Source organism: Nocardioides nematodiphilus (assembly GCF_020216525.1).
In the GTDB taxonomy this organism is placed as follows: Bacteria; Actinomycetota; Actinomycetes; order Propionibacteriales; family Nocardioidaceae; genus Nocardioides; species Nocardioides nematodiphilus.
In genome coordinates this window covers 317,356-342,863 of the sequence record NZ_JAIWOY010000004.1, presented here as the reverse complement: position 1 = coordinate 342,863, position 25,508 = coordinate 317,356, and the positions used below count along the sequence as shown (strand labels likewise).

Genomic DNA, 25,508 nt, shown 5'->3' with positions numbered 1-25,508 from the left:
CCAGGAGCGCCGGGGATGGCGACCGAGGCCCGGGTAGCTCGAACATCGGAGAATCGTGCAGGTACGCACGCTCGCCCCGCGCCTGTGGGGCCGCCTCAACACCCGCAAGAGCATCGTCGTCCTCGCCGCTGTCGGCGCCGTCTCGGTCGTCGGCACCACCGCTGGGTACGCCTCCCTGGGCCACGACGTCACCCTCACCGTCGACGGCCACAGCCACCAGGTCGACACCCGCGCCTCGACGGTTGCCGATGTCCTCAAGGACCAGCACATCACCGTCGGCCCCAAGGACATCGTCGCCCCCGGTCTCGACGAGAAGATCAGCGACGGCACCGCCATCGACGTGCGCTACAGCAAGCCGCTGTCGCTCGACGTCGACGGCAAGGAGCAGACCTACTGGGTCACCTCCAGCACCGTGAACGAGGCGCTGAGCGAGATCGGCCGCAGCTACCGCGCCGCCGAGCTCTCGACCAGCCGCAGCGCGACCATCGGTCGCGACGGCATGGCGCTCGAGGTCACCACCCCCAAGACCATCACCGCGGTCCTCGCCGGCAAGGACCCCGTCGTCCGTACGGTCACCGCGGGCACCGTCGGTGAGGCGCTCGACGCCCTCGGCGTGAAGCTCCAGGGCCAGGACGACGTCACGCCGGCGGCGGGCAAGCCGCTGCACGATGGCGACAAGATCGTCTTCACCGACTACGCCACCAAGACCACGTCGGTCTCGGGCGAGGTCGTCGACGCCCCCGTCGTCGAGCACGACGACTCCTCGCTCGACCAGGGCGTCCGCAAGGTCACCAGCCCCGGCAAGGACGGCAAGCGCGACGTCACCTACGAGCTGACGTTCAAGAACGGCGAGCTGGTCAAGAAGAGCGTCGTCAGCCAGACCGTCCTGGTCGCCCCGAAGGCCGAGCAGGTCACCGTCGGCACCAAGGCCCCGGCCGCGAACTTCGCCGGCGGCAACTCCGCGTGGGACCGGATCGCGCAGTGCGAGGCCGGCGGCAACTGGGCCGCCAATACGGGCAACGGCTACTACGGCGGTCTCCAGTTCAACCTGGGCACCTGGCAGGCGTACGGCGGCACCGGTCTGCCGTCCAACGCCTCGCGTGAGCAGCAGATCGCGATCGCGACCAAGGTCCGCGACGCCTCCGGCGGGTATGGCGCCTGGCCGGTCTGCGGCCGCCTCGCCTGACGCACCGGCGGAGCGTCCGCGGCGTTGTCGTCGCTCGGCGGTCGCTCCCGGGAGGGGTAACACGTTGTTCGCTCGGGTTGCAGCCTGACGCGTCGGGCTGCTGCCGCCACGAACAACGTGTTACCCCGACCCACCGATAGCCTGTCGCCCATGCCCGATCTGCGTCTGCTCGGTCCCACCGAGGTCCGTGCGCTCGCCGCCGAGCTCGACCTCAGGCCGACCAAGCAGCGCGGGCAGAACTTCGTCATCGACGGCAACACCGTGCGTCGCATCGTGCGCGAGTCCGGCGTCACCGCCGACGACGTCGTCCTCGAGGTCGGCCCGGGCCTGGGCTCGTTGACGCTGGCGATCCTCGAGACCGGCGCCGAGCTGACCGCGATCGAGATCGATCCGCTGCTCGCCGGCCGGCTCCCGCAGACCATCAAGGAGCACGCGCCGGACCGCGTCGACCGCTTCCGGCTCGTCCTCGAGGACGCGTTGCGCGTCACCGAGGTGCCGGGCCCGCCGCCCACCGCCCTGGTCGCCAACCTCCCGTACAACGTCTCGGTGCCGGTCCTGCTCCACCTGATGGCGCTGCTGCCGTCGCTGCAGAAGGGCCTGGTCATGGTCCAGCTCGAGGTGGCCGACCGGCTCGCCGCCAAGCCCGGCTCCAAGATCTACGGCGTGCCGTCGGTGAAGGCCGCCTGGTACGCCGACGTGCGCCGCGCCGGTGTGATCGGACGCAACGTGTTCTGGCCCGCACCCAACGTCGACTCCGGACTCGTCTACTGGGAGCACCTCCCCGCACGCGAGACGACCGCGACCCGCGAGCAGGTCTTCGCCGTCGTCGACGCGGCCTTCGCCCAGCGCCGCAAGGCACTGCGTGGCGTGCTGCGCGGCATCGCCGGCTCCGCGGAGGCCGCCGAGGCCGCGATCGTCGGCGCCGGAGTCGACCCGATGGTGCGCGGCGAGATGCTCGGCGTGGAGGAGTTCATCGCGATCGCGGAGCGGATCTACGCGTGAGCGCGCCGGTGTCGGTGACCGTGCGCGCGGCCGCCAAGATCAACCTCCATCTCGGCGTCGGGGCCGTCCGTGACGACGGCTTCCACCCGTTGGCCACCGTCTACCAGGCCATCGGGCTGTACGAGGACGTCACCGCCACCCGCGCCGACACCTGGAGCATCCACACCATCGCCGACGCGGGCATCGACCCCGACGGCGTGCCCGACGACGAGACCAACATCGCGATCCGGGCCGGCCGGGCCCTCGCCGAGCATCACGGGCTGACCGGGCACGCCGCTCACCTGGAGGTCCACAAGGGCATCCCGGTCGCCGGCGGTCTGGCCGGCGGGTCCGCCGACGCGGCCGCCGCACTGGTCGCCCTCGACCGGCTCTGGGGGCTCGAGACCTCCGACGACGACCTGCTCGCCATCGCGGCTGACCTCGGCTCCGACGTGCCGTTCGCGCTGCTCGGCGGCACCGCCATCGGCACCGGTCGCGGCGAGCTCGTCGAGCCGCTCGAGAACAACGCCGACCTGTGGTGGCTGGTGGTGCCCAGCGACATCGGGCTCTCGACGCCGCAGGTCTACCGCAAGTACGACGACCTCGCGCCGGCCGACGCCGCCGGCGACGCACACCCCGCCGAGCTGGTGGCCGCGCTCGCCTCCGGCGACGCCGGGGCCGTCATCGGCGCGCTGCGCAACGACCTGACCGCGCCGGCGTACGCGCTGCGGCACGACCTCGCGGCCCGGGTCGGCGAGCTGACCGGACTGCTCGGCTCCGGGATCCGCGTCCTGCTCTCCGGCTCAGGGCCCACCCAGCTGGTGCCGTACGCCGATCTCGAGCGGGCCCGCCTCGCCGCGGCGAGGCTCACCGAGGCCGGGATCGCCCACTGGCTCGCGCCGGCGCCGGTCGCCGGCGTGCACGTCGTCCACTACGACTGAGCACGACCGCGCTCCGGGACTGCGGAGTCTCACCGCTCGCCTGAGAGAATGGGCCACGCGATGGCCAATCTTCTGAATCTCGAGCACGTCTCCAAGTCCTACGGCATCCGTCCGCTGCTCGACGATGTCTCCCTCGGCATCGGCGTGGGGGAGCGGATCGGCATCGTCGGGCGCAACGGTGACGGCAAGTCCACCCTGCTCGAGGTGATGACCGGGCTCGAGGAGCCCGACGAGGGCCGCGTCTCCATGACCCGCGGCACCGAGATCGGCTACCTGCACCAGGGCGACAAGCTCGACGACACCCACACCGTGCGTGAGGCCGTTCTCGGCGGCATGTCCGACCACGAGTGGGCAGCCTCGGCGCGCAGCCGCGAGATCGTCGAGGTGCTGCTCGCCGGGATCAGCCTGGAGCGACCCGTCGACGGCCTGTCCGGTGGCGAGCGCCGTCGCTGCGCGCTGGCCCAGCTCCTCATCGGCGAGCACGACCTGATCGTCCTCGACGAGCCCACCAACCACCTCGACGTCGAGGCGGTCTCCTGGCTCGCCGACCACCTCACCAAGCGCTCGTCCGCGCTCGTCGTGGTCACCCACGACCGGTGGTTCCTCGACGCGGTCTGCCAGTGGACCTGGGAGGTCCATGACGGCAAGGTCGACGCGTACGAGGGCGGCTACGCCGCGTTCGTGCTCTCCAAGGCCGAGCGCGGTCGCCAGGCGGCCGCCACCGAGCAGCGCCGGCAGAACCTCGCCCGCAAGGAGCTCGCCTGGCTGCGGCGCGGCGCCCCGGCCCGTACGTCCAAGCCCAAGTTCCGCATCGACGCGGCCAACGCGCTGATCGAGGACGTGCCGCCGCCGCGCGACCGCTTCGAGCTGCAGAAGTTCGCCACCCAGCGCCTCGGCAAGGACGTCATCGACGTCGAGGACGTCGACATGTTCCGCGGCGAGCGCCAGCTGCTCTCGCACGCGACGTGGCGACTGGGCCCCGGCGAACGGGTCGGCATCGTCGGTGTCAACGGCGCCGGCAAGACCTCGGTGCTCTCGCTGCTCGACGGCTCGCTCGCGCCGAAGGTCGGCAAGGTGAAGCATGGCCGTACGGTCGCGCTCAAGCACCTGACCCAGCAGCTCGACGACCTCGATCCGGAGGCCCGCGTCCTGCCGACGGTCGAGTCGGTGCGCAAGATCAGCAAGACGCTGGACGGCCAGGAGCTGACCGCGACGTCGATGCTGGAGCGCTTCGGCTTCACCGGCGACAAGCTCGTCACCCGGATCGGGGACCTCTCCGGCGGCGAGCGCCGCCGCCTTCAGCTGCTGATGCTGCTGCTCACGGAGCCGAACGTCCTGCTCCTCGACGAGCCCACCAACGACCTCGACATCGAGACGCTCAACATCCTCGAGGACTTCCTCGACAGCTGGCCCGGCACCCTCGTCGTCGTCTCCCACGACCGATACTTCCTCGAGCGGGTCACCGACTCGATCTGGGCGCTGCTCGGCGACGGCAGGATCTCGATGCTGCCCCGCGGCGTGGACGAGTACCTCGAGCGCCGGATGGTGGCTCCGTCAGCGTCGGGCGACGGGTCCGTCTCCGAGACCCTGGCTCCCGCCGGTGCGCCGAGCGCCACTCCGGTAGCCGACGCCAGGCCCAAGGCCGGCTCCGCCGAGGAGCGGGAGGCCAAGAAGACCGTCGCCCGGATCGACAAGCGGCTGGAGAAGATCGCCGAGCAGGAGGCGAAGCTCAATGAGCAGCTCGCCGCCCATGCCAGTGACTACGCCAAGCTCGCCGAGCTGGGCGCCGAGCTCAACGCGCTCGCCGAGGAGAAGGGGGAGCTGGAGCTGGAGTGGCTGGAGGCCGCCGAGCTCCTCGGCTGACGTGCGGGAGGGCCGAGTCGGCGGTGCGGGAGGGCCGAGTCGGCGCTAGGAGAAGCGGACCAGGAGCTGGCGCAGGAGGTCCGCGAGCTGCTGCTGGTCCTTCTCCGAGAGATCGGCGAGGAAGGCCGCCTCGGACTCGAGCAGCGCCCCGAAGGCGCCGTCGACGGCCTGCTTGCCCTCGGGGGTGAGCCGGACGAGGACGCCGCGGCGGTCCTCGGGATCGGGGTTGCGCTCGACGAAGCCGCGGGCGGCCAGCCGGTCGACCCGGTTGGTCATCGTCCCCGACGTCACCAGCGTCTCGCGCAACAGGCGCCCCGGCGAGAGCTCGTACGGGGAGCCGGCGCGACGCAGGGCGGCGAGCACGTCGAACTCCCACGACTCGATCTCGTACAGCGTGAACGCCGCGCGCCGGGCCAGGTCGAGGTGGCGGGAGAGCCGACCGAGCCGAGAGAAGATCGCGACCGGTGACAGGTCGAGATCGGGCCGCTCACGGGCCCAGTCCTCTGCAAGGTCGTCGACCTCGTCCCTCATGGCGCCGACGCTAGCAGAGGTCGAGATTCTCGACATCAAGACATACGGATCCACCTCACATCCGTGCATCGACCCGAGCGCCCTGGTTACCGGGAGACCATGATCGACGTGCCTGCGCCCCGTCCGAACGACGCCGCTCCCAACGCGGTCATCCTCAATCGCGTGCGCCGTGCGCAGGGTCAGCTCGGTGGCGTGCAGCGCATGATGGAGGAGGGTCGCGATCTCGGCGAGGTGGTCGCCCAGCTCAAGGCGGTCACCAAGGCGCTGGACAAGGTGGCCTTCACCCTCCTGGTCGAGGAGCTCCAGGTCCGCGTGGCCGACGACGCCGGGCCGGAGCGCATCGACGAGATCGAGCGCATCTTCCTCGCGCTGGCCTAGGCGGCCCGCCGGTTCCGACCCCGAAGTTACTGGCTAGTAGGCTGCGGCCATGTCGCAGCTCTACAAGCTCTGGAACGCCACCTCCCCGATCCCGGTCGTGGGCAAGCGGATCTTCTCGTTCGCGTTCAGCCAGAAGGCGCCGTACTTCGGCTCCATCCATCCGCGGGTCAACGAGCTGCGGCCCAACTACGCCGAGGTCATCGTCCCGAATCGCCGTGGCAACCAGAACCACATCAAGACCGTGCATGCCATCGCGGTGTGCAACGGCTTCGAGATGGCGATGGGCGCCTTCGCCGAGACCACGGTGCCGGCCGACAAGCGCTGGATCCCGATGGGCATGGACGTGCGCTACACCGCCAAGTCCACCAGTGACATCGTCTGCTCGGCCGAGACCGACCAGGAGCAGTGGGACGCCGCCGACGGCGAGCTCCACGTCCGGGTCAAGGGCACCCGCGACGACGGGGTCGTGGTCGCCGAGGGCGTGATCAAGCTCCACGTGAGCCCGAAGAAGTAGCCCCGCGACGCTCGAGATCGTGAGATCGCCCGGCGCTCAGCCGCAGACGGGAGCGTCGGGCAGTGGGGCCGGGACGCCGATGGTGGGCAGACCGAGGCCGACCTTGCGCGGCTCGTCGGGCTTGCCCTGACGTGACTCCCAGGCATCGCCGGAGCGCGTACGACGCACGCTGACGACCGCGTCCGCGACCAGGTGGTGCGGGGCCGCGTACGTGATCTCGACGGTGACCATGTCACCGGGGCGCGCACCCTCGTCCGGCGCCGCGAAGTGGACGAGCCGGTTGTCGGGCGCACGGCCCGACAGGCGCTGGGTCTCGCCGTCCTTGCGGCCCTCGCCCTCGGCGACCATCAGCTCGACCATGCGTCCGACCTGCTTCTGGTTCTCCTCGTGCGCGATCCGGTTCACCACGTCGACCAGGCGCTGGTAGCGGTCCTTCACGACCTCGGGCGAGATCTGCTCGGCCATGGTCGCGGCCGGCGTGCCGGGGCGCTGGGAGTACTGGAAGGTGAAGGCGCTCGAGAAGCGTGACTCCTCGACCACCCGCATCGTCTCGAGGAAGTCCTCCTCGGTCTCACCGGGGAAGCCGACGATGATGTCGGTGGTGATCGCGGCGTGGGGGATGGCGGCGCGGACGCGGTCGATGATCCCGAGGTACTTCGAGGATCGGTACGAGCGCCGCATCTCCTTGAGGATCCGATCGGAGCCCGACTGCAGCGGCATGTGCAGCGACGGCATCACGTTCGGGGTCTCGGCCATCGCCTCGATGACGTCGTCGGTGAACTCCGCCGGGTGCGGGCTGGTGAAGCGCACCCGCTCGAGGCCCTCGATCTCGCCGCACGCGCGCAGCAGCTTGGAGAACGCCTGACGGTCACCGAACTCCACGCCGTACGCGTTGACGTTCTGGCCGAGCAGGGTGATCTCCGAGACGCCCTCGGCGACGAGTGCCTCGATCTCGGCGAGGATCTCGCCGGGACGGCGGTCCTTCTCCTTGCCGCGCAGCGCGGGGACGATGCAGAACGTGCAGGTGTTGTTGCAGCCCACCGAGATCGAGACCCAGGCGGCGTACGCGCTCTCGCGCTTGGTCGGCAGGGTGGAGGGGAAGACCTCGAGCGACTCGAGGATCTCGACCTGCGCCTCCTCCTGGACACGGGCCCGCTCCAGCAGCACCGGCAGCGACCCGATGTTGTGGGTGCCGAAGACGACGTCGACCCACGGGGCCTTCTGCACGACCAGGGAGCGGTCCTTCTGCGCCATGCAGCCGCCGACGGCGATCTGCAGGCCGGGGTGCTCGCGCTTGACCGCGGCCAGGTGGCCGAGGTTGCCGTAGAGCTTGTTGTCCGCGTTCTCGCGCACCGCGCAGGTGTTGAAGACGACGACGTCGGCCTGCTGGCCCTCGGCGGGCTTCGCGTAGCCCGCGTCCTCGAGCAGACCGGAGAGCCGCTCGGAGTCGTGGACGTTCATCTGGCACCCGTAGGTGCGGACCTCGTACGTGCGCGTCATAGCGCTACGAGGGTACGGCGCCCTCGGGGGAGGTTCATCATCGAGAGGCGCTAGCGGGACCGCTCCACGAGCGGCGCGATGCGGGCGTCGAGGAAGGGTGCCAGCGACCGCGCGAAGCTGTTCGTCAGATCATGGTCGTCGCTCGGCGCGCGGCGGCCGGCGGTCAGGCCTCGATGGAGTCCTCGTCGCCCGGATCGGCTCGCACAAGGCCTCGATCGCCACAACGGCACCGTGCGGGCTGCTGAGCCACGACGTGGCGGACAAGAAGCTGCTGCGGGAAGTGGTCCGCGGCTCGACCACGGCCACGGGATCTGCTGCCGGGGAGAGGTCAGGCGTCGGCGAGCGCCGGCGCCGGCGCGGCGTGGAACGCCTTCTCCAGGTGCGGGTGGCGCGTGACGTAGCGGCGCACCGCGATGAAGCAGACTGCGGCCGCGATCTCGGTGATGCTCATCGAGATCACGAGGGGGAGTGCGGTGTCCTCCCCGGCGATGCCACCGACCGGGGAGACCAGGCCCGCGCAGAGGAACATCAGACCGCCGCCCAGGCCGCTGCCCGAGCCGGCGATGTCACGGCTCTGCTGCGCGCCCAGGGCGGACGAGTTGCCGCCGATGAAGCCGAAGGAGCCCATCGCGACGAAGAGCGGCGCGAGGATCAGCTCGCGCGGCGCCGAGGCGACCACGACGACGAGCATGGTCAGCACCGCGCCCACCGCGACCGGCAGGGCGTACGAGACGGTCCGGGCGGGGTGGATCCGCTTGCGGGCCAGCCGCGAGGAGGCGTAGTTGCCCGCCACCAGGGCCACCGAGTTCCCGGCGAAGCACAGGCCGTAGGCCGAGGCGGAGAAGCCGAGGTAGCTCTGGAAGATGAAGGACGAGGAGGAGACGTACGCCATCAGGGTGCAGAAGTTGAGCACCTGGGTGCCGACATGGCCGATGTAGGCCGGGCGGGTGAGCAGGGTGCCGAGATGGCCGTACCGGATCCGGTGCGAGCGCTTCTCCGGCGGGTGGGTCTCGTGCAGCACCAGCAGGATCACGAGCAGCTGCGCGGCCGTGAAGGCGACGATGATCGCCAGGATGCCGCGCCACGGGATCGCCTCGGCGAGCACGCCGCCGACGACCGGTGCGACGATCGGCGCGACGCCGATGATCGAGCCGATCAGCGTCATCGTGCGCGCGAGCGGGAACCCGCTCAACCGGTCGGCGACCGACGCGCTGGTCGCGGTGACGCACGCTGCGCTGGCGAGCGCCTGGACCAGCCGGGCCGCGATCAGGACCTCGACGGTCGGCGCGAGCATCGCGACGACCGAGGCGACGAGGGCGACCGACGCGCCGACGATCATCGGGCGGTAGCGACCGAACCGGTCGCTGACCGGGCCCCACAGCACCTGGCCGACGCCGATCCCGACGAGGAACGCGGTCAGGGTCAGCTGCACCATCGACGCATCGGTGTCGAGACCGCGCGTCATCTCCGGGAAGGAGGCGAGATACAGGTCGGTGGCGATGGGCGAGGTCGCCCACAGCAGCGCCATGGCGACCATGAGGCGCCGCGGCAGATGTTCCTCAGTCACTGGGCCCAATTTACGTTGGGAACGTTCTCATCGACGAATGGATGAACGCCCGCACCTGACGTCGGGCCGCCCCCGGAACAGGGGGCGGCCCGACATGGTCAGGCTTCGATCAGGGCGTGGCGGCGAGGGCTCAGCGGCCGTCGAGGCCGAGCGCGTCCTTGGCCTTGTCCAGACCGCCCTCGATCTGACCGTCGAACTTCCCGCCGGTCTTGTCGCTGGCGAACTCGCCGGCCTTGTCGAGCGCCTCCGAGACCTGGTCGGGGTGGTCAGCGATCGCGTCCTTGGCCTTGTCGAGCGCGTCGTCCAGGAATCCCATGATGTTCCCCCATGTGCCGAGTGGTTGGCGGGCGGCGCTCCGAGCGGCACCGCGTCCGGCTGCCACACTAGTCACGTGTCAGAACGCCGTACAGAGGTGCCGATCGTCGCCGTGGTGGGTGCCACCGCGGCCGGCAAGACCTCGCTCTCTCTCGACCTGGCCGAGCGCCTCGGCGGCGAGATCGTCAACACCGACGCGATGCAGCTCTACCGGGGCATGGACATCGGCACGGCGAAGCTGCCGGTCGAGGAGCGGCGCGGCATCCCGCACCACCTCATCGACATCCTCGATCTCGCGCACCCGGCGACCGTGGCGGACTTCCAGGAGCGCGCTCGTACGGTCATCGGTGACCTGCGCGCCCACGACCGTACGCCGGTCCTCGTCGGGGGCAGCGCCCTCTACACCCGCGCGCTGGTGGACCAATTCGAGTTCCCCGGCACCGACGCCGCCGTCCGCGAGCGCTGGGAGGCCGAGCTCGAGGCCGTCGGCACCCGCGCCCTGCACGCCCGGCTCGCCGAGCTCGACCCGGTCTCGGCGGAGCGGATCGAGCAGGACAACGGCCGCCGCATCGTGCGCGCCCTCGAGGTCATCGAGCTGACGGGGGAGCCCTTCAGCGCCCGCCTGCCGGTGCAGGAGTACGCCGACCCGGCGACCATCCAGATCGGCGTCGACATCGACCGCGAGACCCTCGACGAGCGGATCAAGCTGCGCGTGGAGGAGATGTTCGAGGCGGGCTTCGTCCTCGAGGTCATCCGGCTGATCGACGAGGGTCTGCTCGAGACCAAGACCGCCAAGACCGCCATCGGCTACCGCGAGGTCGCCGCGTTCCTCGCCGGCGCGCTGACCCTGCCCGAGGCCAAGCTCAAGACGGCGATCAAGACCCGCCAGTTCGCCCGTCGTCAGGACCAGTGGTTCCGCAAGGACCCGCGGGTGGTGTGGGTGGGCTACGACGACCCCGAGCGGGTGGAGAAGGCGATCGCGGCCGTTCGCTCGCTGTAGCCCCGTTATCCGCGCGGGTGGCGGGGCACCGGGCACGTACCCGTCTCGGAGGAGTGCCCATGAAGTCCACCCACGCTCTGGCCGCCGGTGCTGCGCTCGCGCTCGGCAGCACCCTGTTGACCATCGGGATCGCCCCCGCCGGGGCGGCCTCCGCGACGGCAGCCGCGCATCGTGCCACTCCGCCACCCAAGCAGGCGACCATGGTCGGCACCGGCGGCGGCATCTCCACCGTCGACGCCGACGCCAGCCGGATCGGGCTGCAGGTCCTGCGGCAGGGCGGCAACGCTGTCGATGCGGCGGTCGCGGCCGCGGCCGCACTGGGCGTCACCGAGCCCTTCAGCAGCGGCATCGGCGGGGGCGGCTTCTTCGTCTACTACGACCACCGCACCGGGAAGGTCAGGACCATCGACGGTCGCGAGACCGCGCCCCATGCGATGTCGCACGACGCGTTCATCGACCCGAGCACCGGGCAGCCGTACCCCTTCACTCCGCAGCGGGTGACCAGCGGCGTCTCCGTCGGCACGCCGGGCTCGCTGGCGACCTGGCAGCGCGCCCTGCACCGGTGGGGCACGCGCTCGATGGCCCGTTCGCTGCGACCCGCGGCGGCGCTGGCCCGGCGCGGCTTCGTGGTGGACAGGACCTTCAACCAGCAGGTCAGCGACAACGCCGAGCGGTTCCAGGCGTTCACCAGCACCAGGAGGCTCTACCTGCGCGGCGGGCACGCACCGACGGTCGGCAGCCGCCTGCGCAACCCGGACCTGGCGGCCACGTACGACCTGATCGCCCGCAAGGGCGTCCGCGCCTTCTACCGCGGCGCGCTCGCTCAGCAGATCGCCCGGACCGTCCAGCGCCCGCCGAAGACGGCCGGCACCGACCTGCCGGTGATGCCCGGATCGATGACGCGCCGGGACCTGGCGCGCTATCGCGTCGTGGACCGGCGCCCGACGCACGTGACGTACCGCGGCCGTGACGTCTACGGCATGGGGCCGGCGTCCTCGGGCGGCTCCACCGTCGGCGAGGCGCTCAACATCCTGTCGAACTACCACCTCAGCGCGATGAGCGCCCCCGCCGCGCTGCACCACTACCTCGAGGCGAGTGCGCTCGCGTACGCCGATCGCAACGCCTACGTCGGCGACCCCGACAAGGTCCACGTCCCCCTCGCGGATCTGCTCTCGCCCACGTACGCCAAGGAGCGGGCCTGCGCCCTCTCGCCGACCACCGCGATGGCGAAGCCGGTCGCGGCCGGCGACGTGTCGTCGTACGACGGCGTCTGCAGCGGAGCGCCGGCCACCGGCGCCGCACGTGAGGACACCGAGAACCGCGAGACCACCAACCTGACCGTCTCGGACCGGTGGGGCAACGTCGTCGAGTACACGCTCACCATCGAGCAGACCGGTGGCTCCGGCATCGTCGTGCCGCACCGCGGCTTCCTGCTCAACAACGAGCTGACCGACTTCAGCGCCGTCTACGACCCCCACGACCCGAACCGGATCGAGCCGGACAAGCGCCCGCGCAGCTCGATCTCGCCGACGATCGTCCTGCGGCACGGCAAGCCGTGGCTCGCGGTCGGATCGCCCGGCGGCGCCACCATCATCACCACCGTCCTGCAGATCCTCTTCGATCGCATCGACCGAGGTATGACACTGCCGCAGGCGATCGCCGCGCCGCGCGCCTCCAACCAGAACAGCGCCACCACCACCGCGGAGCAGGCCTTCATCGACCGGTACGGCGCGGCCCTCGCCGCGTACGGCCAGAAGTTCGCGCCTCCGGGCGCCCCGGGCACGAGCGCAGCCGAGATCGGCGCGGCGACCGGGATCGAGTTCGGGCCCGGGAGGAGGATCACCGTCGCGGCCGAGCCCACCCGGCGTGGCGGCGGCTCGGCGCGGGTGGTCCGCGCGGGCTGAAGCCGGGCGGAGGGCCGGCGGGGTGCGCCGGAGTAGCCCCGCGCCCGCACTGGCGGCCGGTGGCCGGAGCTCGATCCGCGCTCGGCGCCGTCGCTCGCGCGGTCGCCTACGCTTGGCGCGTGACCCCGATCGACACCGCCGACGAGCTGCGCTCCCTGCTCGGCGAGCCCAACGAGCGCGCGGTCAACAAGGAGCGCACACGGCTCCTCGACATCGATCGCGACTGGCTCGCGGCCAGCCCGTTCTGCGTGCTCGCCACGAGCGACGCCGACGGTCGCCTCGACGCCAGTCCGAAGGGCGACCCCGCCGGCTCGCTGGTCCACGTCATCGACGACACCACGATCGCCATCGCCGAGCGACCCGGCAACAAGCGCGCCGACGGCTACCTCAACGTCCTCGCGAACCCGTACGTCGGGCTGATCTTCGTCATCCCGGGCCGCAGCGACACGCTGCGGATCAACGGCCGCGCGCAGCTGGTGCGCGACGCCGACTTCTTCGACGCGATGAGCGTGCGGGACAAGCGGCCGATCCTGGCGATGGTCGTCGAGATCGAGCAGATCTTCTTCCACTGTGCCAAGGCGTTCCTGCGCAGCGGGCTGTGGGAGCACGAGACCTGGGCGCCGGATGCGCGGATCCCGCGGCGCGCGGTGATCGCGAAGACGTTCGAGAACGCACCCGGGACGATCGAGGAGCTCGACGCCTACTACGGCGAGGCCTACACGAAGGGGCTCTACTGATGGGCTACGCATTCATCAAGGCGCACGCCACCGAGAACGACTTCGTCGTCCTGCCCGATCCCGACGGCAGCGTCCACGGGCCGCTCGCGGACGCCCGCGTACGAGCGCTGTGCGACCGGCACGCCGGCATCGGCGGCGACGGTGTGCTCCGCGTCATCCGTACGGCCTCCTACGACGCCACCTGGCCGGGCGCGCCGACCTCCTCGGCGACGTGGTTCATGGACTACCGCAACGCCGACGGGTCCATCGCGGAGATGTGCGGCAACGGCACCCGCGCCTTCGCCGCCTACCTGCGCGACAGCGGGCTCGACACCAGCGACGAGATCACCATCGCGACCCGCGCCGGCGACAAGACCCTCACCTTCGACGGCGAGCTGTGGACCGTCGACCTCGGCGCCCCGCAGCTCCTCGGCTGGACGGAGATCGGGATCGACGGGGACACCGGGCGCACCTGGAAGGCGCGCCACGTCGACATGGGCAACCCGCACGCGGTCGCGCTGCTCGACGACGGCGACGTCCGGGTGGACGACGTCGACCTGACCCGCCAGCCGGCCTTCGACGCCGCGACCTACCCGCACGGCGTCAACGTCGAGCTGGTCGAGCGGGCAGGCGAGGCGCACCTCAGCATGCGCGTGCACGAGCGTGGCGTCGGCGAGACCCGCTCCTGCGGTACGGGCATCGGTGCGACCGCGGTGGCGATCATGGAGGCCGACGGACACGTCGCGGACGGCTCCACCTACACCGTCGACGTCCCCGGCGGCCGGCTCACGGTCACCTGGAGCGAGGCGGGCCACGCCCTGCTCACCGGCCCCGCGGCGCTCGTCGCCAGCGGCACGACCTCGCTCTAGGCGGGGGCGTCAGCCGACGGAGACCCCGAAGGCCTTCGTCAGCGACGGCGCGGTGCGCGCGTGGCGCAGGTGCTTGGCGCCGATGACGTCCTCGAGGAACCCGGTCAGCGAGTAGTGGTTGAGCGGCGTGGTGACCACGCGCCGGTGCTGACCCCTGGTCGCCACCACGGTGAGCACCTTGTTGCCGGCGCTGTGGTCGTCCTCGTCGGCGGTGACGACGATCGCGAGCCGGCCCGAGCGCCAGTCCGGACCCGCGGTGAGGGAGGCGATCCGGGAGGAGATCCAGGCGTCGGCCTGGGCGAGGGTGCCGTCGTGCGCGTCGTGGATGACGTCCGGGATGACGAAGCCGAGGTTCGGCAGCGTGCCGGTCGCGGCGTCGTGCGCCAGCCGCGTCGCCGGGACGTCGTTGCGGCGGCAGGCCGCGCGATCGGGCGTGAAGTAGGTCCACGGGTTGTGCCGCACGGCGTAGGTCCCGGCGTTGGTGAGCGCGCAGCGGTGCGGCATCGCGTCGGCGTACGTCCGTGCGGTCCGGTGCTGCCGCCGCGCCTGGCGGAACACGTTGCTGCCGGTCAGCCGGTGGGCCGACGGGTTGGCGTCGTCGTTGACGCCGAGGGTGCTGCCGGCCGCGATCGCGATGTAGTTGGGCAGCGACGGGTGCTGGATCGCCGAGTAGTTCGTGGCGTACGAGTGGCGCTTGGCGAAGGCGTACGTCCTCGGCATGCCCGCCTGCATCTGGGCCAGCGAGTGGTTCTCGACCACGAACACGATGACCTTGTCGACCGGTCGCGGCGCGGCCGACGCCGACGCGGACGTTGACGGCGGGGATGCGCTCGGGGCGGCGGTCGACGATGTCACGGAGCCGCAGGCGGTGGCCGCCGCGACCAATCCGGTGGCGGCGATCAGGCGGATCGGGGAGATGAGCTGCACCCCACGACCGTACCTGCGCGGGCCGCGGCCGGCCACGACGTCGTCCCGACATGTCCCGGCGGCGTCGGGCACGGTCCTGAGCGGGGTCGTACTCGGCCGCTGATGGCCGTTCCATGCTGACAGTCGCGCTGTTAGGGTCCGAGCATGGACCTCACCAACAGCACTGCCATCGTCACCGGCGGCGCCAGCGGCATCGGCGCCGCGTGCGTACGCCAGCTCGCCGCCCGTGGCGCGACCGTGATCATCGCCGACCTCCAGGCCGACAAGGGCGAGGCCCTGGCGGAGGAGGTGAAGGGCGTGTTCGCGCAGGTCGACGTCACCAACACCGACCAGATCACCGCCGCGGTCGAGCAGGCCGCCCAGATCGCGCCGCTCAAGGCGTGCGTCAACTCCGCCGGCATCGGCTGGGCGACCCGCACCATCGGTCGCGACGGCCAGATCTCCTCGGCCTTCGACCTCGGCGCCTTCCGCAAGGTCATCGAGATCAACCTCATCGGCACCTTCGACATGACCCGCCAGGCCGCCACCGTGATGAGCCGCAACGAGCCCGACGAGAACGGCCAGCGCGGCGCGATCGTCAACATGGCGTCGGTCGCGGCCTTCGACGGCCAGATCGGCCAGGCCGCCTACTCCGCCTCCAAGGGCGGCGTCGTCGGCATGAACCTCCCGGTCGCGCGCGACCTCGCCGCCTCCGGCATCCGGCTCAACGTGGTCGCGCCCGGTCTGATCGACACCCCGATCTACGGCACCGGCCCCGAGTCCGACGCCTTCAAGGCCAACCTCGGGTCCAACGTGCTCTTCCCCAAGCGCCTCGGCACCGGCGACGAGCTCGCCTCCATGGTGATCGAGCTGCTGACCAACGACTACATGAACGCCGAGGTCGTCCGCGTCGACGGCGGCATCCGGATGCCTCCCAAGTGATCGTTGCCCCACCCCGCCACGGCGGTGCGTCCGCGATCGGTTAATCGCTGGCGTACCGCCGTACTCTTGATGCTGTATGACTAACGCATCTGACTTCAGCCTCGAGAACGAGCTCGAGGACACCGCCGGCTGGGACGACACGGACGCCCTCGACGCCGGCTATGACGACGAGGACCCCGAGGAGCAGACCCTCGGCGCCATCGAGCTCGCCGAGCGCCACGCGCTTCGCCGTGTCGCGAACCTGCGCACCGAGCTCGAGGACATCACCGAGGTCGAGTACCGCCAGCTCCGTCTGGAGAAGGTCGTCCTCGTCGGCGTGTGGACCAGCGGCACCACGCAGGACGCCGAGAACTCCCTGGCCGAGCTCGCGCTGCTCGCCGAGACCGCCGGCTCGGAGGTGCTCGAGGCGATCTACCAGCGCCGGCAGGCACCCGACCCGGCCACCTACGTCGGGCGCGGCAAGGTGGAGGCGATCCGCGAGATCGTCCAGGCCACCGGCGCCGACACCGTCATCTGCGACGGCGAGCTCGCTCCCTCGCAGCTCAGGAACCTCGAGGACAAGGTCAAGGTCAAGGTCGTCGACCGGACCGCGCTGATCCTCGACATCTTTGCCCAGCACGCGAAGTCCAAGGAGGGCCAGGCGCAGGTCGAGCTGGCCCAGCTCAGCTACATGAAGCAGCGTCTTCGTGGTTGGGGTGGCAACCTGTCGCGCCAGGTCGGCGGTCGTGCGGCCAACGGCGTCGGCATCGGTGGACGTGGCCCCGGTGAGACCAAGATCGAGACCGACCGTCGTCGGATCAACGACAAGATCGCCAAGCTCCGCCGCGAGCTCAAGGAGATGAAGGGCACCCGCGACATCAAGCGGGCCACCCGTCGTCGCAACCAGATCCCCGCGGTCGCGATCGCCGGCTACACCAACGCCGGCAAGTCGTCGCTGCTCAACCGGCTCACCGACGCCGGCGTGCTCGTCGAGGACGCCCTCTTCGCCACCCTCGACCCGACCACGCGGCGCACCACCACCGCCGACGGCCGCGTCTACACGATGTCCGACACCGTCGGCTTCGTCCGGCACCTGCCCCACCAGCTCGTCGAGGCCTTCCGCTCGACGCTGGAGGAGGTCGCGGATGCCGACCTGATCGTGCACGTCGTCGACGGCTCGCACCCGGACCCGGAGGGCCAGCTCTCCGCCGTCCGCGAGGTCTTCGCCGAGATCGGCGCCTCCCAGGTGCCCGAGCTCGTCGTGATCAACAAGGCCGACGCCGCCGACCCCGTCGTGGTGCAGCGCCTGCAGCGCGCCGAACCGCACTCGGTCGTCGTCTCGGCCAAGACCGGCGAGGGCATCGCCGAGGCGATCCGCGCCATCGAGACCGACCTGCCCCGTCCGGGCGTCGCGTTCCACGTGCTGCTGCCGTACGGGCGAGGCGACCTGGTCAACGCGATCCACCAGCAGGGCGAGATCGACTCCCTCGAGCACACCGGCGAGGGCACCGAGATCAAGGGTCGCGCCAACGAGGATCTCGCCGGCGAGCTCGCCGCGTACGCGATCTGACGATTCGGCTGCGCAGAACGCCTAGGGAACGCATCCTTCTCCTGTGCGCGTCTCGGTCCGTCGTGCGGCCTTCGTGGTCGTCATCGTCTGTCTCCTCGCCGGTCTGCTGACCGGCGTGCGGACGTGGCACGCGCGCGCCGCCGCCGACGCCATCGGGCGCGCCCGCTGCCACGACTTCGCCGCCGCCCACGCCGCGCGGACCGCAGCGGTCTCCGGCACCGGTCGGCGTGTCGTGGTCATCGGCGACTCCTGGTCCGCGGGCCTGGGGCTCGCCGACCCGGACCGGTCCTGGCCCGCGCGCCTGCCCGGGCGGGTGTACGTCGACGGCTTCTCCGGCTCCGGCTTCAGCGCCTACGCCTCGCCATGCGGTCCGGTGGCCTACTTCCAGCGGGCCCACCGGGCCGTGCAGGGCGGCGCCGACCTGGTCGTCGTCGAGGGCGGTCTCAACGACGTCGACCAGTCGTCGGCCGCGATCACCGACGGCTTCCACCAGCTGATCGCCGCCCTGCGCGGACGCGATGTCGTCGTGGTCGGGCCGCCGATGGCACCGTCGCGTGCCGCCGGCGTCCCGCGGGTGGACCGCCTGCTCGCGGCGCTGAGCAAGGACGCCGCGGTCCCGTACCTCTCGACCGTCGACCTCCGTCTGGGCTATCAGCCCGACCGGCTGCACCCGACGCAAGCCGGGGCCGACGCGTTCGGGGATGCGGTGGCCGCCTTCGTCGCAGGGCGCCCGGCCTGAGCCTCAGCGCTCCCAGGGCGGCTCGTCGCCCATCTTCTTGTAGTACTTCGCCAGGTGGCTCTTGACCCGCTCGACGTCCTTGTTCGGCAGGTCCACGCCGCCCCGTGCTCCGTCCATCACGTTCCCGGCCGCCATCACGCCTCGCGGCACGGCGACCAGGCGCCCGCCGACGACATCGGCGATGAGCAGCTTGTAGGCGGTGAACCGGTCCTTGCGATCGGCGTCGTACCAGACGTGGGCGTCGCGGTAGCGCTCGTTCGGCTCGTCCTCGGCCTTCGCCCAGGCGCGCACCCGCTTCTCCGCGGCGGCGCCGTCCCAGGCGCGTTCGCGATCCGCGAGCGGCAGGTCGCCGAATGCGGTGACAGCCATCGGTTCCTCCTTCACGGGCATCTTCCCCAGGGGTCTTCGCCAGCTCCTGTACCCGATCGGCCAAGATGGACGGTATGGACCAGCGCACTCTCGGCAGCACCGGCAAGGACGTCTCGATCATCGGCCTCGGCACCTGGCAGCTCGGCGCCGATTGGGGTGACGTCACCGAAGACGCCGCGCGCGCCGTCCTGGAGGCCAGCTTCGAGGCCGGCGTGACGTTCTTCGACACCGCAGACGTGTACGGCGACGGGCGCAGCGAGCAGATCATCGGCGGCTTCCTGCGGTCCTCGGGGGCGCCGGTGACGGTGGCGACCAAGATGGGCCGCCGCGTCGACCAGGTCCCGGAGAACTACACCCTCGACAACTTCCGGGCCTGGACGGACCGCTCACGTCGCAACCTCGGCGTCGACACTCTCGATCTGGTGCAGCTGCACTGCCCGCCGAGCGAGACGATCGAGGACGAGCGGACGTACGACGGCCTGCGCACGCTCGTCGACGACGGCGCGATCGCGGCGTACGGCGTATCGGTGGAGACCTGCGACCAGGCGCTGACCGCGATCCGCAACGGAGCGGCGAGCGTCCAGATCATCCTCAACGCCTTCCGGCTCAAGCCGCTCGACGCGGTCCTCCCGGCCGCGGCCGAGGCCGGCGTCGGCATCATCGTCCGGGTGCCGCTCGCCTCCGGCCTGCTCTCGGGTCGCTACAGCCGCGAGACGGTCTTCGCGCACAACGACCACCGCAGCTACAACCGCCACGGCGAGGCGTTCGACCAGGGCGAGACGTTCTCCGGCGTCGACTACGAGGTCGGGCTGCAGGCGGCGCAGGAGTTCGTCGAGCTCGCACGCACCCACGGCCCGTCCGGCGCCAGCACCGCGCAGGCCGCACTGGCGTGGGCGGCGCAGCAGCCCGGCGTCACCACGGTGATCCCGGGCGCGCGCAACGTCGACCAGGCCCGGGCCAACGCCGCCGCCGGCTCGCTGCCGGCGGTCAGCGAGGAGTTCCTCGCGGGCGTACGGGCCATCTACGACACCCACCTGCGCGCCGCGATCCACCCGCGCTGGTGAGCGCCGGGCGCTCCCGTCGGCGGGGGCTGCTGCTCTGGCCCGGGATCGCCCTCATCCTGGTCGGCGTCGGCCTGCTCGGGTACGTCGGCTGGGAGTTCTGGGGCACCACCTGGGTGTCGCACCGGCACCGTGACCAGGCGCTGACCCAGATCGAGCGGGAGTGGGCGCGACCGCAGGGCGGCTCGGGCGCGGTCCGGACCACGTGGGGCGATGCCACCGCGATCATCCGGATCCCGCGCTTCGGCTCCGACTACGCGGTGCCCGTCTTCGAGGGCACCTCGGACGACGTGCTGGCGACGGGCTTCGGCCACTTCGACCACACGGCCGCGCCGGGTGAGGTCGGCAACTTCGCGCTCGCCGCGCACCGGATCACCCACGGTGAGCCGCTGCGTCGGATGCCGGAGCTGAAGATCGGTGACGAGGTCCTCGTGCAGACCCGGACGACGACGTTCACGTACCGCCTGACGACGCCCGGATCGGGGCTCGTGGTGCCGTTCACGGCCGGCTGGGTGACCGATCCGCTGCCGACCAACCCCGACGGCGGCGTCGAGCCCGCGCAGGCTCCGGGGCAGCGGCTGATCACGCTCACCACCTGCAGCGAGCTCTTCCACACCGACAACCGGATGGTCGCCTTCGGCGTGCTGGAGAAGAGGGTCGCCTCATGAGTCGTACGCGCTTCACCCGGGCCGAGCTCGAGTCCTACCGCGACGCCGTCGTGCCGGATCTGCTTCCCGGTCCTGGGCAGGAGCTGCGACTGCTGTTCGTCGGGATCAACCCGGGGCTGTGGACGGCGGCGACACAGACCCACTTCGCGCACCCGGTCAATCGCTTCTATCCCGCGCTCTTCGCCGCCGGCATCACCGATCATGCGATCGACCCGGCGGCCGGGATGAGCGACGCGGACCGTGACCACCTGAGGTCGCGCGGGATCGGGATCTCCAATGTCGTCCACCGCGCCACCGCGCGCGCCGACGAGCTGTCGAAGGCCGAGCTGGTCGAGGGCGGCGCGCAGCTGCAGGCACTCGTACGCCGGCTGCGGCCCCGAGTCGTCGCCGTCGCGGGCATCACCGCCTACCGCGCGGCCTTCGGGCTCCCCAAGGCCGTGGCCGGCGTCCAGCCCGCCGACCCCGACGACTGGGGCGATGCCCAGATCTGGGTCGTCCCCAACCCGAGTGGCCTCAACGCCCACGAGACGGTCGCCTCCCTCGCGGAGGCGTACGGAGCAGCCGCCCGCGCCGCCGGCGTCATCGACTGACTGGTGAGAAGGTGCCCCTCGGGATGGCAGCGGAGGGCACGTTCTCACCAGTTTCCACTCACATCTGACACTCGGGAGAGCCGAGTCCACAGGGGACCTGCCGAGCGGTGCGGACGATGCGCCGTTCCACGAGAGTCAGGTCATGCTCGAGTCGACGCCGCCTCTGCCGGTCCACCGGGGCCGCAGCCCCGGTTCGGGTTGGGAGCGTTTGGCCTACGGCGTCCACCGACTGCCCAGCCAGCCCATCCCGGCTGATGCCGGGTGGGAGGCGAAGGCGGGGGCGCGCCGGACAGCCCTCGTCGCCGACCTGTGGGCGTGGAAGCCGCTCCTGCGTGCTGACGCCTGCTTCACGCATCTGACCTCGGCCATCGTCAGAGGATGGCGGCTTCCGCAGTTGCCGGCGGGCCTGCCCATCTGGATCGTGCAGAGCGCGGGTGAGCACCCGAGCCGCCGAGGAGGCGTACGGGTGATCCGGCGTGCCGGGCCGACTCCCTATGACGATGTCGATGGCCTTCCGCTCGCGACGGTTGTGGAGACCATCGCAGCCTGTGCCAACGACCTGGCGCTGCTGGATCTGGTCCTGCTCATCGACTGCGCTCTGCACCGGGACGACACCAGCGTCGCGGAGCTGCAAGCGGCCGCGGCGGTCCGTCGTCGAGGTGCTCCCTTGCTGCGCGAGGCACTGGCGCTCTGCGATCGGCGGACGGAGTCGGCGTGGGAGACACCGTTCCGCTTGCTTCATCACGTGTGCGGCATCCCGATCGTGCCGCAGGTCGATCTCCTCAGCGAGGGCCGGCTCCTCGGGAGGGCGGACCTGGTGATCGCCGGCACCCGATCGATCCACGAGTTCGACGGAGCCGGCCACCGGGACAGCGATCAGCACCGCCGCGATCTAGAGCGCGATCGAGTTCTCAGCGCCGCTCGCATCACGAGACGGGGATACACGGCGCAGGACGTGGCCAGTCATCCGCACACGATCATCAGGGAGGCCTGCGCATCGCTGGGATGGACCTTCGAATGGAGCCGCCTGGACCCATGGTGGCCGCTGTGGAACGAGTCCTGCTTCACAGCCGCCGGCCCAGTCGCTCTGACGGCTCGGGTCAGCCGTAAACAGGTGAGAACGCGCCGCCGCGAGTGAGCCGGAAGGCGACTTTCTCACCTGTTGCGCGGGAGCGCCGACCCAACCGGCCGCGTCGAGTCGTCTCAGCAGGCGCCGCGACCGAGTCGGGCCAGGCCCTCACGGTCGCCCGGGCCCAGATGGGTGAGGCCGACGTTGGTGCCGGCCATCAGCTCGCGGGTGTCGTCGACGTGCCCGAGGCCGAGGACGTGGCCGAGCTCGTGCATGACCACGGCGATCTTCTGCGGCTCGCCCACCTGCGGGTCGTCGAACCAGTCGGTCCGCAGCGCCACCATGCCCGTCCGGTAGGCGAAGTGCGCGATGCCGGAGGGGACGGCGGTGCTGCCGCCGAGGCCGACGTTGCCGCTCTCCCGGCTGAGGCCGTCCAGCACGCCGGAACGCACGAAGCCGATCAGCACCGGATCGCCGGCATGGCGACCGGTGAAGTGGGTGTCCTCCGTCGTCCCGCGGTCCTCGAACGCGAGGCCGGCCGCGGCAGAGATCCGGGTGATCGCCGTGGCGATGATCGTGTCGCCGTCCGCAGGGCCGCCGCTCAGGTTCACGACGTACGGGATCGGATGGCACGGCGAGTAGGTGACGGGGTCGTCGGTGCCGGGCTGGGTCTTGGCGAAGGCGAAGTGCCCGTGCGTCCGGGGGACGGCGACCGCTGGCAGCACCCGGTCCGGCTCGCGCACGTGCACCAGTGTCCGGAACTGGCCGCCCAGCGAGGTCGGCGCGACCAGGAGGAGACCGGCGGCGAGGGCGACGCTGAGCGCGACGAGCACCAGCGTCCTGCCGAGCCCCTGCCGTGCCCTCCGTGCCACACCTCCTCGTCCCCGCGCGCCGCGTCACTTATGCGGGCTCGGTGGTTAATTCTGCAAAGTCGGCGAATAGGGTGAGCGCCGTGGCGTGGAACACCTTCATCGAGGGCGACAACCTCGAGGTTCTGCGCGCCCTGGTGGACCGGGGCGAGACGTACGACCTGATCTACATCGACCCGCCCTACAACACCGGCTCGTCGTTCGCCTACCGCGACGACATCCGCGGCGAGGACGGTCGGCGCAAGGGCCGCCACCGGGCGTGGGTCGAGATGATGCGCCCCCGGCTCGAGGCCGCGCGCGACGTGCTCGACGAACGGGGCGCGATCTACGTCTCGATCGACGACAACGAGGTCGCCTACCTGCGGCTGCTGATGGACGAGGTCTTCGGCGAGGCGGCGTTCCTGGCGCAGGTCGTGGTCAACCTCAACGCCAAGGGCCGCCAGCTCGGCAAGGGCTTCGCCACCTTCCACGAGTACCTCCTGGTCTACGCGCGCGACGCGAAGAGATGCGCCCTGGACGCCTCCTCGCCGGACCTCGTCGACGAACGCGACTTCCCGCTGATGACCGAGGACGGCCGCCGCTACCGCCACCTGCCGCTGCGCAACACCAACAAGAAGTTCAACCCGGTCACCGCGCCGACCCTGCACTACCCGCTGCACGGCGACCCCGCCACCGGTCGCGTGGCCGCGACCCCCTTCGACGGCAGCACGGAGATCAAGCCGGTCTTCGGCGACGGGTCGCCGGCGGTGTGGCGCTGGAGCGCGCCGCTGGTCGCCGAGCGCTCCGACGACCTCGTGTGCCGCCGGCTCGCCGGGACGCTGGGGGAGCGGATCGACATCTCCCAGCGTGACTGGCTCGAGCACACCGACGGCGGCAGCACGCCCCGTCGCAAGAAGCTGCGCACCATCTGGACCGCCGCCGAGATCGGCTCCACCGACACCGCCGTCGCCGAGCTCAAGGAGCTGGCGGGGCACCTCTTCGAGTCGCCCAAGCCGACCGGGCTGATCCGTCGCATCCTGCAGACGATGCCGGCCGACGCCCGGGTGCTCGACTTCTTCGCCGGCTCCGGCACCACCGGCCACGCGGTCGCGCTGCAGAACGTCGCCGACGGCGGCGCCCGCACCTGCCTCAGCGTGAACCACCCCGAGGCCGTACGCCCCGGCTCCAATGCGGACCTGGCCGGCCTGGTGACGGTCGCCGACATCACCCGTACTCGCCTGCGAGCGGTCGCCGAGACCCTCGGTGGCGGCCTCGAGGAGCGCAGCCTGTGAACGATGCCTGCCGCCACTGCGGACCGCAGCGCACCCACCGTCCCGACCCCGCCGCGGCCGTGCCGGCGAACGGACTCACGCGGTGAGCGGTGCTGAGCGCTGGCGGATCCCCTCGCGCATCCCTGCGCGTCTCCAGCCCGGACTCCACCGCGGCCGGGTGTCGATGCGCGCCCGCCGCGCGCGGCTCAACGCGCGTCGCTTCCAGATCGCCCAGTGCGCGGGGGCGGCCGGCGTCGCGTGGCTGCTGGCGCACGAGCTCCTGGGTCACAAGTCGCCCGTGTTCGCCGCCGTGGCCGCGATCGTCTCGCTCGGCACGTCGTACGGTCAGCGTCTGCGCCGAGTCGCCGAGGTGACGCTCGGCGTCGCGCTCGGCGTGCTGCTCGGCGACCTGCTCGTCCTCGCCTTCGGCGTCGGGCCGGTCCAGATCGGCGTGATCGTCGCGCTGGGCATGTCGATCGCGCTCTTCCTCGACGGCGGCCAGATCTTCCTCAACCAGGCGGCGGTGCAGGGCGTCTTCGTGACCGCGCTCGTCCCGTCGGCGAGCGCGGCGTGGACCCGCTGGACCGACGCCCTCGTGGGTGGTGCGGTCGCCCTGCTGGCTGCCGCCATCGTGCCCGCCGCGCCGCTGCGCCGACCCCGTGAGCAGGCGGCCGTCGTGGTCGGCAAGATCTCCACGCTGCTGCGCGCCGCCGCCGACGTCATCCGCGACGCCGACGCGGTGCACGGGATGGCCGTCCTGGCCGACGCCCGCAGCACGGACCCGCTCGTCCGCGAGCTCCAGGCCGCCGCCGACGAGGGCATCTCGGTGGTCGCATCGAGCCCGTTCCGGATCAGGCACCGCGAGCAGGTCCGGGCGATGAGCGAGCTGATCGAGCCGCTCGACCGGGCCCTGCGCTCCACCCGCGTGCTGGTGCGTCAGGTCGCGGTGGCGGCCTACCGTGGGCAGCCGGTCCCGGAGGAGTACGCGGACCTGGCGCTCGCGCTCGCCGAGGCGACCGACCAGCTCGGCGCCGAGCTGAAGGCGAACCGGATGGCGTCAGCAGTACGCCCCCGGCTGGTCGAGCTGGGGGAGCGGAGCAGCACGCTGCCCCGCTCCGCCGTGCTCAACGCCGAGGGCGTCCTGCTCCAGCTGCGCTCGGTCATCGTCGATCTGCTGCAGATGACCGGGATGGGTCCCTTCGAGGCGACCGACGCGCTCCCGCCGTTCTGA

Annotated in this window: 26 protein-coding genes; 19 read left to right on the top strand and 7 right to left on the bottom strand. The window is 71.3% G+C overall.

What is annotated here, in order from left to right; translation table 11 throughout:
- The first annotated feature begins 55 nt into the window (after positions 1-55).
- The 4 genes from KSO98_RS09740 to KSO98_RS09720 all read left to right on the top strand — a co-directional run bounded on the left by KSO98_RS09740 (position 56) and on the right by KSO98_RS09720 (position 4,971).
- Positions 56-1,186 (top strand): resuscitation-promoting factor, encoded by a 1,131-nt coding sequence (locus KSO98_RS09740; protein ID WP_308012753.1) that lies wholly within the window; start codon positions 56-58, stop codon positions 1,184-1,186.
- A gap of 150 nt (positions 1,187-1,336) precedes the next feature.
- Positions 1,337-2,188 carry a 16S rRNA (adenine(1518)-N(6)/adenine(1519)-N(6))-dimethyltransferase RsmA gene (gene rsmA, locus KSO98_RS09730; RefSeq protein WP_225285246.1) on the top strand — a complete coding sequence of 284 codons (852 nt, stop codon included), beginning with the start codon at positions 1,337-1,339 and terminating at the stop codon, positions 2,186-2,188.
- Positions 2,185-3,108, top strand: a complete 924-nt coding sequence (locus KSO98_RS09725; protein ID WP_225285245.1) for a 4-(cytidine 5'-diphospho)-2-C-methyl-D-erythritol kinase — start codon at positions 2,185-2,187, stop codon at positions 3,106-3,108. The genes rsmA and KSO98_RS09725 overlap by 4 nt, the downstream gene beginning before the upstream one ends.
- Before the next feature lie 60 nt (positions 3,109-3,168).
- A complete protein-coding gene (locus KSO98_RS09720; protein WP_225285242.1) occupies positions 3,169-4,971 on the top strand; it encodes an ABC-F family ATP-binding cassette domain-containing protein in 1,803 nt (600 codons plus the stop codon).
- Between the two features lie 45 nt (positions 4,972-5,016).
- On the opposite strand, the gene KSO98_RS09715 is transcribed toward KSO98_RS09720, so the two are convergent.
- Positions 5,017-5,502, bottom strand: coding sequence for a MarR family winged helix-turn-helix transcriptional regulator (locus KSO98_RS09715; protein WP_225285235.1), 486 nt, complete (start codon positions 5,500-5,502; stop codon positions 5,017-5,019).
- 108 nt (positions 5,503-5,610) lie between these two features.
- Between KSO98_RS09715 and KSO98_RS09710 the strand changes: the two genes are divergently transcribed.
- Together KSO98_RS09710 and KSO98_RS09705 are read left to right on the top strand one after the other, a co-directional pair.
- Positions 5,611-5,880 (top strand): metal-sensitive transcriptional regulator, encoded by a 270-nt coding sequence (locus KSO98_RS09710; protein WP_225285233.1) that lies wholly within the window; start codon positions 5,611-5,613, stop codon positions 5,878-5,880.
- Positions 5,881-5,929: 49 nt separating this feature from the next.
- Positions 5,930-6,394 carry a hotdog fold domain-containing protein gene (locus KSO98_RS09705; protein WP_225285230.1) on the top strand — a complete coding sequence of 155 codons (465 nt, stop codon included), beginning with the start codon at positions 5,930-5,932 and terminating at the stop codon, positions 6,392-6,394.
- 36 nt (positions 6,395-6,430) lie between these two features.
- Here KSO98_RS09705 and miaB read toward each other — a convergent pair whose 3' ends face one another.
- The 3 genes from miaB to KSO98_RS09690 form a co-directional block, all read right to left on the bottom strand.
- On the bottom strand, positions 6,431-7,894 hold the full coding sequence (gene miaB / locus KSO98_RS09700) for a tRNA (N6-isopentenyl adenosine(37)-C2)-methylthiotransferase MiaB (RefSeq protein WP_225285228.1): 1,464 nt from the start codon (positions 7,892-7,894) through the stop codon (positions 6,431-6,433).
- Positions 7,895-8,222: 328 nt separating this feature from the next.
- The gene (locus KSO98_RS09695) at positions 8,223-9,461 is read right to left on the bottom strand and encodes a multidrug effflux MFS transporter (RefSeq protein WP_225285221.1); all 1,239 of its coding nucleotides are present in this window, start codon (positions 9,459-9,461) and stop codon (positions 8,223-8,225) included.
- A gap of 130 nt (positions 9,462-9,591) precedes the next feature.
- The gene (locus tag KSO98_RS09690) at positions 9,592-9,777 is read right to left on the bottom strand and encodes an antitoxin (RefSeq protein ID WP_225285219.1); all 186 of its coding nucleotides are present in this window, start codon (positions 9,775-9,777) and stop codon (positions 9,592-9,594) included.
- Positions 9,778-9,852: 75 nt separating this feature from the next.
- Between KSO98_RS09690 and miaA the strand changes: the two genes are divergently transcribed.
- The 4 genes from miaA to dapF all read left to right on the top strand — a co-directional run bounded on the left by miaA (position 9,853) and on the right by dapF (position 14,265).
- Positions 9,853-10,776: a tRNA (adenosine(37)-N6)-dimethylallyltransferase MiaA gene (gene miaA / locus KSO98_RS09685; RefSeq protein ID WP_225285218.1), complete on the top strand. Its 924-nt coding sequence runs from the start codon at positions 9,853-9,855 to the stop codon at positions 10,774-10,776.
- Between the two features lie 59 nt (positions 10,777-10,835).
- Positions 10,836-12,680 carry a gamma-glutamyltransferase gene (gene ggt, locus KSO98_RS09680; RefSeq protein ID WP_225285217.1) on the top strand — a complete coding sequence of 615 codons (1,845 nt, stop codon included), beginning with the start codon at positions 10,836-10,838 and terminating at the stop codon, positions 12,678-12,680.
- A 119-nt stretch (positions 12,681-12,799) separates the two neighbouring features.
- Positions 12,800-13,417 carry a pyridoxamine 5'-phosphate oxidase family protein gene (locus tag KSO98_RS09675; RefSeq protein WP_225285215.1) on the top strand — a complete coding sequence of 206 codons (618 nt, stop codon included), beginning with the start codon at positions 12,800-12,802 and terminating at the stop codon, positions 13,415-13,417.
- A complete protein-coding gene (gene dapF, locus KSO98_RS09670) occupies positions 13,417-14,265 on the top strand; it encodes a diaminopimelate epimerase (RefSeq protein ID WP_225285213.1) in 849 nt (282 codons plus the stop codon). The genes KSO98_RS09675 and dapF overlap by 1 nt, the downstream gene beginning before the upstream one ends.
- 9 nt (positions 14,266-14,274) lie before the next feature.
- Here dapF and KSO98_RS09665 read toward each other — a convergent pair whose 3' ends face one another.
- Positions 14,275-15,192, bottom strand: a complete 918-nt coding sequence (locus KSO98_RS09665) for an alkaline phosphatase family protein (RefSeq protein WP_225285211.1) — start codon at positions 15,190-15,192, stop codon at positions 14,275-14,277.
- A 144-nt stretch (positions 15,193-15,336) separates the two neighbouring features.
- Here KSO98_RS09665 and KSO98_RS09660 point away from each other — a divergent pair, with 144 nt between their 5' ends.
- The 3 genes from KSO98_RS09660 (at position 15,337) to KSO98_RS09650 (ending at position 18,401) form a co-directional block, all read left to right on the top strand.
- Entirely contained in the window at positions 15,337-16,113 is a 777-nt protein-coding gene (locus KSO98_RS09660) for an SDR family NAD(P)-dependent oxidoreductase (RefSeq protein WP_225285210.1), read from the top strand.
- A 76-nt stretch (positions 16,114-16,189) separates the two neighbouring features.
- Entirely contained in the window at positions 16,190-17,662 is a 1,473-nt protein-coding gene (gene hflX, locus KSO98_RS09655; RefSeq protein ID WP_225285208.1) for a GTPase HflX, read from the top strand.
- A 43-nt stretch (positions 17,663-17,705) separates the two neighbouring features.
- Complete coding sequence (locus tag KSO98_RS09650; RefSeq protein ID WP_225285205.1) at positions 17,706-18,401, top strand: SGNH/GDSL hydrolase family protein; 696 nt, start codon at positions 17,706-17,708, stop codon at positions 18,399-18,401.
- Positions 18,402-18,404: 3 nt separating this feature from the next.
- Here the strand turns inward: KSO98_RS09650 and KSO98_RS09645 are convergent, their stop codons facing one another.
- Entirely contained in the window at positions 18,405-18,770 is a 366-nt protein-coding gene (locus tag KSO98_RS09645; protein ID WP_225285203.1) for a hypothetical protein, read from the bottom strand.
- 74 nt (positions 18,771-18,844) lie between these two features.
- Between KSO98_RS09645 and KSO98_RS09640 the strand changes: the two genes are divergently transcribed.
- From KSO98_RS09640 to KSO98_RS09625, 4 genes are all read left to right on the top strand, one after another.
- On the top strand, positions 18,845-19,834 hold the full coding sequence (locus KSO98_RS09640; RefSeq protein ID WP_225285201.1) for an aldo/keto reductase: 990 nt from the start codon (positions 18,845-18,847) through the stop codon (positions 19,832-19,834).
- The gene (locus KSO98_RS09635) at positions 19,831-20,499 is read left to right on the top strand and encodes a class E sortase (protein WP_225285200.1); all 669 of its coding nucleotides are present in this window, start codon (positions 19,831-19,833) and stop codon (positions 20,497-20,499) included. Before KSO98_RS09640 ends, KSO98_RS09635 begins: the two co-directional genes overlap by 4 nt.
- Positions 20,496-21,089 (top strand): mismatch-specific DNA-glycosylase, encoded by a 594-nt coding sequence (locus tag KSO98_RS09630; RefSeq protein WP_225285199.1) that lies wholly within the window; start codon positions 20,496-20,498, stop codon positions 21,087-21,089. Before KSO98_RS09635 ends, KSO98_RS09630 begins: the two co-directional genes overlap by 4 nt.
- A 142-nt stretch (positions 21,090-21,231) precedes the next feature.
- Positions 21,232-22,227 (top strand): putative endonuclease domain-containing protein, encoded by a 996-nt coding sequence (locus tag KSO98_RS09625; RefSeq protein WP_225285197.1) that lies wholly within the window; start codon positions 21,232-21,234, stop codon positions 22,225-22,227.
- A gap of 65 nt (positions 22,228-22,292) precedes the next feature.
- Here the strand turns inward: KSO98_RS09625 and KSO98_RS18885 are convergent, their stop codons facing one another.
- Positions 22,293-23,030, bottom strand: a complete 738-nt coding sequence (locus tag KSO98_RS18885; protein WP_225285196.1) for a matrixin family metalloprotease — start codon at positions 23,028-23,030, stop codon at positions 22,293-22,295.
- 80 nt (positions 23,031-23,110) lie between these two features.
- On the opposite strand from KSO98_RS18885, the gene KSO98_RS09615 reads away from it, so the two are divergent.
- The gene (locus KSO98_RS09615; RefSeq protein ID WP_225285195.1) at positions 23,111-24,298 is read left to right on the top strand and encodes a site-specific DNA-methyltransferase; all 1,188 of its coding nucleotides are present in this window, start codon (positions 23,111-23,113) and stop codon (positions 24,296-24,298) included.
- A gap of 82 nt (positions 24,299-24,380) precedes the next feature.
- A complete protein-coding gene (locus tag KSO98_RS09610) occupies positions 24,381-25,508 on the top strand; it encodes an FUSC family protein (protein ID WP_225285194.1) in 1,128 nt (375 codons plus the stop codon).